Source organism: Lysobacter enzymogenes (assembly GCF_017168095.1).
In the GTDB taxonomy this organism is placed as follows: Bacteria; Pseudomonadota; Gammaproteobacteria; order Xanthomonadales; family Xanthomonadaceae; genus Lysobacter; species Lysobacter enzymogenes_D.
Genome location: NZ_LXSD01000352.1, coordinates 19053 through 28212 on the forward strand (window position 1 = coordinate 19053; position 9160 = coordinate 28212).

A 9160-nucleotide genomic window follows, 5' to 3' on the forward strand; every position below is an offset into this window, starting at 1 on the left:
CTTGTATGCCCCGGACGCACGGGCGATCATATCCTCTTGGCCGCGCCCGGACGCGTCCTAGCCCCCCTCGGAGATTGTGTGTCTTGAACGAGAACATCCTCTGGCTGCACGCGCTGCGCCTCCACGACCTGGCCCGCGTCGGCGGCAAGAACTCCTCGCTTGGCGAGATGATCGGCAACCTGGCCAACCTGGGCGTATCGGTTCCCGGCGGTTACGCCACCACCGCCGAGGCCTTCAAGGCCTTCATCGCGCATAACGACCTGCACCAGCGCATCTACGACAGGCTCGCCACGCTCGACGTGGAAGACGTGCCGGCGCTGACCGCGGCCGGCGGCGAAATCCGCGGCTGGGTCATCGACGCGCCGCTGCAGCCGGATCTGGACAAGGACATCCGCGCCGCCTACCGCAAGCTCTGCGACGAGAACGGCGGCGGCGACGTCGCCGTCGCGGTGCGCTCCTCGGCCACCGCCGAAGACCTGCCCGACGCGTCGTTCGCCGGCCAGCAGGAAACCTTCCTCAACGTGACCGGCGAAGACGACGTCGTGCGCAAGGTCAAGGAAGTCTTCGCCAGCCTCTACAACGACCGCGCCATCGCCTACCGCGTGCACCACGGCTTCAAGCACGAGGACGTGTTCCTGTCCGCCGGCGTGCAGTTGATGGTGCGCTCCGACGTCGGCGCGTCCGGCGTGCTGTTCACCCTGGACACCGAATCGGGCTTCCGCGACGTGGTGTTCATCACCTCCAGCTACGGCCTGGGCGAGATGGTCGTGCAGGGCGCGGTCAATCCCGACGAGTTCTACGTCTACAAGCCCACGCTCGCCCAGGGCAAGCCGGCGATCCTGCGCCGCGCCGTCGGCGCCAAGCAGCTGCGCATGGTCTATTCGAACCAGCCCGGCGAGCGCGTGCGCACCGAAGACACGCCGGCCGAGCTGCGCGCGAAGTTCTCGATCACCGACGAAGACGTGCACGAGCTCGCCAAGCAGGCCCTGGTGATCGAAAAGCACTACGGCCGCCCGATGGACGTGGAATGGGCCAAGGACGGCGTCAGCGGCAAGCTGTTCATCGTCCAGGCGCGCCCGGAAACGGTGAAGTCGCGCGCCAAGGCCACCCAGATCGAGCGCTACCAGCTCGGCCAGCGCGGCCCGGTGATCGCCGAAGGCCGCGCCATCGGCCAGAAGATCGGCTCGGGCGTGGCGCGCGTGGTGCGCAGCCTCGACGACATGGGCCGGGTGCAGCCCGGCGACGTGCTGGTCGCCGACATGACCGACCCCGACTGGGAGCCGGTGATGAAGCGCGCCGCGGCGATCGTCACCAACCGCGGCGGCCGCACCTGCCACGCGGCGATCATCGCGCGCGAACTCGGCGTGCCGGCGGTCGTCGGCACCGGCAACGGGCTCGACACGATCCAGGAAGGCCAGACCGTCACCGTCAGCTGCGCCGAGGGCGACACCGGCTACATCTACGAAGGCGCGCTGCCGTTCGAGCGCCACGTCGCCGACCTCGACAAGATGCCGCCGGCGCCGCTCAAGGTGATGATGAACGTCGCCAACCCCGAGCGCGCGTTCGACTTCGCCATGCTGCCCAACGCCGGCGTCGGCCTGGCGCGGCTGGAGATGATCATCGCCAGCCACATCGGCATCCATCCCAAGGCGCTGCTGGAGTATGCGCAGCAGGATGCGGCGACCAGGAAGAAGATCGACGAGAAGATCGCCGGCTACGGCGGCGATCCGGTGCAGTTCTACGTCGACCGCCTGGCCGAAGGCATCGCCACCATCACCGCCTCGTTCGCCCCGCATCCGGTGATCGTGCGCCTGTCGGACTTCAAGTCCAACGAATACGCCAACCTGATCGGCGGCTCGCGCTACGAGCCGCACGAAGAGAATCCGATGATCGGCTTCCGCGGCGCCAGCCGTTATGTCGATCCGTCCTTCACCGATGCGTTCGCCCTGGAATGCCAGGCGGTGCTCAAGGTGCGCGAGCAGATGGGGCTGACCAATTGCTGGGTCATGATCCCGTTCGTGCGCACGCTCGACGAGGGCCGCCGCGTGGTCGAGGTGCTGGAGAAGAACGGGCTCAAGCAGGGCGCTGGCGCTACTGATAAGAGCGAGGGGCTCAAGATCATCATGATGTGCGAGGTTCCGTCGAACGCGCTGCTGGCCGACGAGTTCCTGGAGATCTTCGACGGCTTCTCGATCGGCTCCAACGACCTGACCCAGCTCAGCCTCGGCCTGGACCGCGACTCGGCGATCGTCGCCCAACTGTTCGACGAGCGCGACCCGGCGGTGAAGAAGCTGCTGGCGATGGCGATCTCGGCCGCGCGCGCCAAGGGCAAGTACGTCGGCATCTGCGGCCAGGGCCCGAGCGATCATCCCGACCTGGCCGAATGGCTGATGCAGCAGGGCATCGAGTCGGTGTCGCTGAATCCCGACACCGTGGTCGACACCTGGCTGCGCCTGGCCAAGGCCAAGGGCCAGGCCTGAGTACCGGCATGGCCAAAACCGACGCCGCTCAGGCCGCCGCCCAGGCCACCGCCGCGAAAGCCGCCGCCGCCAAGGCGCAGGCGTCCGAGTCCCTGCTGGGGCTCGGCGCCGGCTTCGACTTCGACAAGCTGATGGCCTGGGCCCAGACCCAGGGCCTGAAGCTGCTGGCGTCGCTGGCGATCCTGCTGATCGGCCTGTGGATCGCCAAGCGGCTGTCGCAGGCGCTGGAGCGGGTCATGACCCGCGCCAACATGGAGGTCACCCTGCGCGGCTTCCTGCGCAACATCGCCTACGCGGTGATGGTGGTGGTGGTCGCGGTGGCCGCGCTGCAACAGCTCGGCGTGCCGATGACCTCGGTGCTGGCGGTGCTCGGCGCCGCCGGCCTGGCCATCGGCCTGGCGCTGAAGGACTCGCTGTCGAACATCGCCTCGGGCGTGATGCTGATCGTGCTGCGCCCGTTCCGCGCCGGCGACTACGTGCAGGCGGCCGGCATCGAGGGCACGGTCGAACAGATCCGGGTGTTCCAGACCCGCCTGCGCACCGTCGACAACCGCGTGATCGTGCTGCCCAACAGCCTGATCACCACCGCGGTCATCGTCAATTTCACCGCCAATCCCAGGCGCCGCATCGACCTCACCGTCGGCGTGGGCTACGACGACGACCTCAAGGTCGCCAAGGACACGCTGCTGGCGCTGGCCGCGGCGCATCCCAAGGTGCTCAAGGATCCGGTACCGGAAGTGCTGGTGACCGCGCTGGCCGAAAGCAGCGTCAACCTGGAGCTGCGCGCCTGGGCCAAGACCGGCGACCTGCTGCACACCAAGAGCGACCTGGTCGAAGGCATCCGCAACGAGCTGATCGGCAAGGGCCTCAACATCCCGTATCCGCAGCGCGACCTGCACGTGTACCACCACGACGCCGACGGGCGGCCGATCGGCGAGGTGCTGACCAAGGCGGTCGCGGACGACGGCGACGTCGCGGCGGCCGGCGCCAAGCCCAAGAGTTGAGCTGTTCGCGGGGGAGTAGCGCACGCCCTCCCCTTCGCCGCGCAAGTGGGTTGCTCCCTGTAGGAGCTGCGCAAGCTGCGACCGCGCAAATGGAACTGCGGCGAAACCTGGATCGCGCGTATAGCCGCGTCGCATCAGGCTTCACGCCAACGCCGGTTCGCGAGGTTCGCGGTCGCAGCTTGCGCAGCTCCTACAGTCGCTGCGTTGCGGCTTCGCGGCGGCGGCCGACATCAAGCCCAAGAGTCGAGCTGTTCGCGGGGAGTGGCGCACGCTCTCCCCTTCGCCGCGCAAGTGGGTTTCTCGCTGTAGGAGCTGCGCAAGCTGCGACCGCGCGAATGGAACCGCGGCGAAATCTGGATCGCGCGTATAGCCGCGTCGCATCAGGCTTCACGCCAGCGCCGGCTCGCGAGGTTCGCGGCGCAGCTCGCGCAGTTCCTACAGTCGCTGCGTTGCGGCCTCGCGCGAGGCCGCAACAAAGGCTCAGCCCGCGAGCCCGCCGAGCTTGCCCATGAACCCGCGGTAATGCCGCAGTTCGGCGATCGAATCGTGCACGTCGCTCAGCGCGGTGTGCTTGCTGTCCTTGTTCATCCCCGCCAGCACCTCCGGCGCCCAGCGCCGCGCCAGTTCCTTGACCGTGCTGACGTCGAGGTTGCGGTAGTGGAAGTATTTCTCGAGCCTGGGCATGCAGCGGTGCAGGAAGCGCCGGTCCTGGCAGATCGAGTTGCCGCAGATCGGCGAGGTGTTCGGCGCGACCCACTGGGCCAGGAATTCCAGGGTCAGCCGTTCGGCCTCGCCCATCGCCACGCCCTGCTCCAGCACCCGCTTCCACAGCCCGGACTTGCCGTGCTGGTTGCGGTTCCACTCGTCCATCGCCTCCAGCCGCTGCAGCGGATGGGCGATGGCCAGTTCCGGCCCCTCGGCGAGCACGTTGAGCTGGGCGTCGGTGACCACGGTGGCGATCTCCAGGATCGAGTCGCGGTCGGTGTCCAGGCCGGTCATCTCCAGGTCGATCCAGATCAGCCGGTGCTCGTGTCCGTGCCGCTCGTGTCCGGGGTGTTCGCTCATGGGCTCGCCGTGCGTATCTGTGTCGCGGCATGATAGCCCACCCGCCCCGACGGCCGCGCCGCGATGACCGCCAACGCCCCCGACGTCCACTACGCCATCCTGACCGCGATGCTGGCGCCGGCGTTCTTCCTGACCGCCACCGCTTCGCTGCTGCTGTCGGCCAACAACCGCCTGGCCCGGGTCATCGACCGCGCCCGGGTGCTGCTCAAGGAGCTGGCCGAGACCGAGGACGCCGAGGAGCGCGAGCTGATCGAGCGCCACATCCTGCGCCAGAAGAAGCGCAGCCGGATCATCCTGCGCGGCAGCCAGTTGCTCTACACCGCGATCAGCTTCTTCGTCGGCACCAGCCTGACCGTGGCCGGCGACGCCGTGCTCGGCTACCGCCTGGGCCTGGTGCCGACGGTCCTGGCCGCGCTGGGCGTGCTGTCGATGTTCGCCGCCAGCCTGCTGCTGGCGCGCGAGTCCTCGCTGGCGGTGGAGGCGGTCAACGAGGAGATGGACCACGGCCATGCCAGCGCGGTCAAGCGCTGGGCCAAGAGCCGCGGCTGACGACCGGCGGTCTGTCTTGCGGGAAGGCCTTCAGACCCGATGTCGTTCGATCCGCCGTCAGTCCGTCTGGGATCTGCCGTTGATGTCCGTCGCGACCTGAGCCGAAAGCGTCGGGGCTGAAGCCCCCTCACAACAGCCCCCCACTCCACAACCACCGGCCCCAGTCCACAACCACCGGCCTCGCTCCACAACGCCCGGCCGCGCTTGCGGCATCATGGAGGCCCCCGCCTCCCCGGCGCCGACGGCGCCCCGCTCCGCGCCTGCGCGCCTACGCCATGCCCGATCCGCTGCAGCTCAGTTCGCACTACGCCGTGGTCTCGGCGATGATCACGCCGGCGTTCTTCCTGACCGCCACCGCGTCGCTGCTGGTGTCGTCGAACAACCGTCTGGCGCGCGTGGTCGACCGCATGCGCCAGCAGTTGGCGACGCTGGAGGAAACCGTCGACGAGCACGCCCGCAACTATCTGGAGGCGCGCATCATCCTGCACCGCCGGCGCGTGCGCCTGATCCTGACCTGCCTGCAGCTGCTCTACGGCGCGATGACCGCCTTCGTCGGCACCAGCCTGGCCATCGGCATCGACCAGTTCGCCGACTACCGCCTGCACGGCGTGCCGACCGCGACCGCGATGTGCGGCGTGCTGCTGGTGCTGGCCGCCTGCATCAACATGGGCCGCGAAGCGCGCATGAGCGTGAGCATGCTCGACGCCGAAGTGAAGCGCGAGTTCGATCGCGACCACGGCCGCAGGAAACACGGCTGACCCGGCGGGCCGCCGCGGCGCTCGCGGCAAAACGGAACTGCATCACAGCTTGCGAGCAAGCGCATCGATGCGGGCGACTGCGGCCGCGCGCGCAACTTCTGCACACATACGAGGTATCCGCCCAGTAGCGAATGCGCCCTGGACGCATAGCCGGTTTCGCCGACCGCAAGCCGACGCGCAGCGCTGAGCCAAAGCAGCATCGTTTCAAGTTCGAACGAAGATCGGTCCGGCACAAAAGATGCGCACAAAGCACGAGCGTATACACGATACGCCCGAATCCGCTGACTGAACCGCGTGTCCTCGAGCACACGCCAATCCAGCGTTCCGCACAGTTCGCCGCGTTCGCGCGCGACAGCTGCGCGACAGCAAAGCCTTCTGCGACTGTACGCACGATTCGCAGCAGACCGCGCCCGATATGCTGCGCCCACGAACGACACCGAACCTGCAGCTCCGCGTGACCGAACGACTCTTCCTCCTCACGCGCGCAGCGCACTACATCCACAAACACCACCCACCCACTGCATCGAATCTGCGCAGGCCGTCGTTGCCGGCCGCACCGCTACGCCTGCGCTGTGCGACGCGGCCGCATTGTGAAAGAAAAAACGATGCCGCACGCTTGCGACCGCCGACCGGCTGCGAGCGCGCGCATCGGGCATGGAGCGCCCCGCCGCATCGCCCGCGTCCGCGCGCGGCGTCGGCCGCAAACGCATTCGTTCATCCACGCGCTCCAGGGGAATAAATCCGATGTTTCTTCACTCGTTGCGGGTGCGCCTGCTGTTGCCGGTGCTGGCCCTCGTGCTGGTGTCCGTGGTCGTGCTGACCGTGGTGCTGGCGGTGATGCAGGCGCGCCACGTCCGCGCCGACGCCAACCAATTCGTCGAACGGCGCACGCAAGCGCTGCAGGGCCTGTTCTCGGTCACCCGCTCGGTGATGCTCGACCGCACCCACGACGCCATGCGCCTGCTGCGCAGCGAAGGCCGCCGGCTCGGCACGGCCAGCCTCGGCGGCCGCGTCACCGTCGGCGGCCGCGCCACCAACGATCTGGTGCTCGGCGGCGTGTCGCAGGCCAACAATTTCGCCCTGGTCGACGGCGTCACCGCCATCGCCCAGGGCACCGCGACCTTGTTCGCGCGCGACGGCGAAGACTTCGTGCGCGTGGCCACCAACGTGCGCAAGGACGACGGCAGCCGCGCCATCGGCACCCAGCTCGATCCGCTCGGCCAGGTGATCGGGCGCATGCGCAAGGGCGAGAACTTCTACGGCGTGGTCGACATCCTCGGCACGCCCTACGTCACCGGCTACGAGCCGATCTTCGCCGACAGCGATGCGCAACGCGCGATCGGCGTGTGGTACGTCGGCTACAAGACCGACCTCAACGCGCTGGCCGAAGTCGTCGACGGCAGCCAGGTGCTCGACTCGGGCTTCATCGCCGTGTTCGACGGCAAGGACAAGCTGCGCTTCCATTCCAAGACCGGCGCCACCGCCGATCCGGCCGAAATCGCCCGCATCGCCCACGAGAACCCGAGCGACTGGGTGATCAGCCGCCAGGAAGTGCCCGGCTGGGGCTTCAGCCTGGTCTCGGCCTATCCCAAGAGCGACGTGGACAAGGCGATCGCGCGCCAGTCGCTGTGGATCGGCGGCATCGGCCTGCTGGTGTGCGCGCTGATCCTGGGCCTGCAGTGGGCGCTGATCTGGAGCCGCGTGCTCAAGCCGATCCAGCATCTGACCGTGGTGGCCGAGGAACTGAGCGTGGGCAAGTGGGGCCACACCATCGAGGAGACCGAACTCAAGGACGAGATCGGCAAGCTCGCCCGCGCCATCTCGCGCCTGTCCTACAGCGTGCGCGTGGCGATGGAGCGGCTGGCCAAGCTCTCGCGTTGACCCGGTCCATCCACGCCGAACCTAGGGATCCAGGGAGCCCGGCATGAGCAACGAGTTCCGACCATTGGTGCAGGTGCTGCGCGAGCTCAAGTCGCTGGCGCACAAGCGCTCGTCCGGCTTCGCCTACATCGTCACCGAAGACAACCACTCCTGCATCGTGCGCCTGCACCAGGGCCAGGTGCAGGAAGTGGTGTACCGGATGCTGCGCAACGAAGAGGCGGTGCAGCGCTTGTCGATGGTCGCCGCGGCCAAGGTGCGCTTCGAAAGCAGCGGCATCGCCGCGCTGCCGCCGGGGCGCGCGCCGCTGGCCGAGAGTTCGGTGGAATGGCTGCTGGGCGGGTTCGAACACGACCTGGGCGGACAGCAATACCAGTACGCGCCCGCGGCGGTGCCCTCGCCGCCGCCGGGCGCCGCGTCGGCGAGCGCGCCCGCGGTCGAAGCGGTCGTGGTCAATCCGCACGTGCGCCAGGCGCTGGAGCAGATCGCGCTGAATTATCTCGGCCCGATCGCCGGCATGCTGTGCCAGGAAGCCTTCGACGCCGCCGGCGGCGACCCGCAGCGCGCCATCGTACAGCTCGCCGGGCAGTTGTATTCGCAGCAGGAAGCGCAGCGCTTCAGCGAGGAGGCGCGCAAGGCGTTGGCGGCGTTGCGGTGAGGCGGCGGGCCGCGCCGCACGATGGCGGGGGTTTGTCGCAAGCGCGGTGGCGCGGTCGCGACTCGCGTCGCTCCTACACGGAGCTGGCGCGGCGACGGGCTCGCCCTGTAGGAGCGACGCGAGTCGCGACCGCGGGCTATCCGATCGCGCCGAACCCAGCCCATCCTCGCAACCGCTACACCGGCTTGCCGCGCTTGCGCCGGAAGTACGCGCTCAATCGCGCCCCCGCCTCGTCGCCCAGCACCCCGCCGAGCACCGCCACGCGATGGTTGTGGCGCGGGTCGGCGAGCAGGTCGAACACGCTGCCGGCGGCGCCGGTCTTGGGATCGAAGGCGCCGAACACCACCCGCGCCACCCGCGCGTGCACCATCGCCATCGCGCACATCGCGCACGGCTCCAGGGTCACGTACAAGGTGCTGCCGATCAGGCGGTGGTTGCCGATGCGCTGGCCGCCTTCGCGCAAGGCCACGATTTCCGCGTGCGCGCTCGGATCGTGCAGGCCGATGTTGCGGTTCCAGCCCTCGCCGAGCATTTCGCCGGCGCCCGACACCAGCACCGCGCCGACCGGGATCTCGTCGAACTCGCGCTCGGCGCGTTCGGCCAGGTCCAGCGCCCGGCGCATCCAGTAACGGTCGATCTCGGCTTGCTGCTCGCTCACGCGGGTTCTCGCTCCGGCGCCGCCGAAGCGCGGCGCCCGGGCGCGATTATGGTGCAGCCGCGCCGCGCCCGCACCTCGCGCAGGCGCGGCGGCGGCCGCGGGCAGTGCGC

General features: G+C 68.8%; 8 protein-coding genes. 6 read left to right on the top strand and 2 right to left on the bottom strand.

All coding sequences use genetic code 11. From position 1 onward, the window contains the following. The first annotated feature begins 83 nt into the window (after positions 1-83). Positions 84-2480 carry a phosphoenolpyruvate synthase gene (gene ppsA / locus A7A76_RS13430; protein WP_206411652.1) on the top strand — a complete coding sequence of 799 codons (2397 nt, stop codon included), beginning with the start codon at positions 84-86 and terminating at the stop codon, positions 2478-2480. 8 nt (positions 2481-2488) lie between these two features. After that, the gene (locus A7A76_RS13435; protein WP_206411653.1) at positions 2489-3484 is read left to right on the top strand and encodes a mechanosensitive ion channel family protein; all 996 of its coding nucleotides are present in this window, start codon (positions 2489-2491) and stop codon (positions 3482-3484) included. Positions 3485-3964: 480 nt separating this feature from the next. Here A7A76_RS13435 and orn read toward each other — a convergent pair whose 3' ends face one another. Further along, a complete protein-coding gene (gene orn / locus A7A76_RS13440) occupies positions 3965-4549 on the bottom strand; it encodes an oligoribonuclease (RefSeq protein WP_206411654.1) in 585 nt (194 codons plus the stop codon). A gap of 63 nt (positions 4550-4612) precedes the next feature. Here orn and A7A76_RS13445 point away from each other — a divergent pair, with 63 nt between their 5' ends. The 4 genes from A7A76_RS13445 to A7A76_RS13460 all read left to right on the top strand — a co-directional run bounded on the left by A7A76_RS13445 (position 4613) and on the right by A7A76_RS13460 (position 8392). Next, the gene (locus A7A76_RS13445) at positions 4613-5098 is read left to right on the top strand and encodes a DUF2721 domain-containing protein (protein WP_206411655.1); all 486 of its coding nucleotides are present in this window, start codon (positions 4613-4615) and stop codon (positions 5096-5098) included. A gap of 275 nt (positions 5099-5373) precedes the next feature. After that, positions 5374-5856: a DUF2721 domain-containing protein gene (locus A7A76_RS13450; RefSeq protein ID WP_206411656.1), complete on the top strand. Its 483-nt coding sequence runs from the start codon at positions 5374-5376 to the stop codon at positions 5854-5856. 744 nt (positions 5857-6600) lie between these two features. Beyond that, a complete protein-coding gene (locus A7A76_RS13455; RefSeq protein WP_206411657.1) occupies positions 6601-7737 on the top strand; it encodes a Cache 3/Cache 2 fusion domain-containing protein in 1137 nt (378 codons plus the stop codon). A gap of 43 nt (positions 7738-7780) precedes the next feature. After that, positions 7781-8392, top strand: a complete 612-nt coding sequence (locus tag A7A76_RS13460) for a hypothetical protein (protein WP_206411658.1) — start codon at positions 7781-7783, stop codon at positions 8390-8392. Between the two features lie 175 nt (positions 8393-8567). Here A7A76_RS13460 and tadA read toward each other — a convergent pair whose 3' ends face one another. Continuing rightward, positions 8568-9050 carry a tRNA adenosine(34) deaminase TadA gene (gene tadA, locus A7A76_RS13465; RefSeq protein WP_343225336.1) on the bottom strand — a complete coding sequence of 161 codons (483 nt, stop codon included), beginning with the start codon at positions 9048-9050 and terminating at the stop codon, positions 8568-8570. Between the last annotated feature and the right edge of the window lie 110 nt (positions 9051-9160).

Excerpts from the sequence above, each read along its gene's own strand:
- A7A76_RS13435 (WP_206411653.1), top strand. The coding sequence starts at position 2,489 with ATGGCCAAAACCGACGCCGCTCAGGCCGCCGCCCAGGCCACCGCCGCG.
- orn (WP_206411654.1), bottom strand. The coding sequence starts at position 4,549 with ATGAGCGAACACCCCGGACACGAGCGGCACGGACACGAGCACCGGCTG.
- A7A76_RS13445 (WP_206411655.1), top strand. The coding sequence starts at position 4,613 with ATGACCGCCAACGCCCCCGACGTCCACTACGCCATCCTGACCGCGATG.
- A7A76_RS13450 (WP_206411656.1), top strand. The coding sequence starts at position 5,374 with ATGCCCGATCCGCTGCAGCTCAGTTCGCACTACGCCGTGGTCTCGGCG.
- A7A76_RS13455 (WP_206411657.1), top strand. The coding sequence starts at position 6,601 with ATGTTTCTTCACTCGTTGCGGGTGCGCCTGCTGTTGCCGGTGCTGGCC.
- A7A76_RS13460 (WP_206411658.1), top strand. The coding sequence starts at position 7,781 with ATGAGCAACGAGTTCCGACCATTGGTGCAGGTGCTGCGCGAGCTCAAG.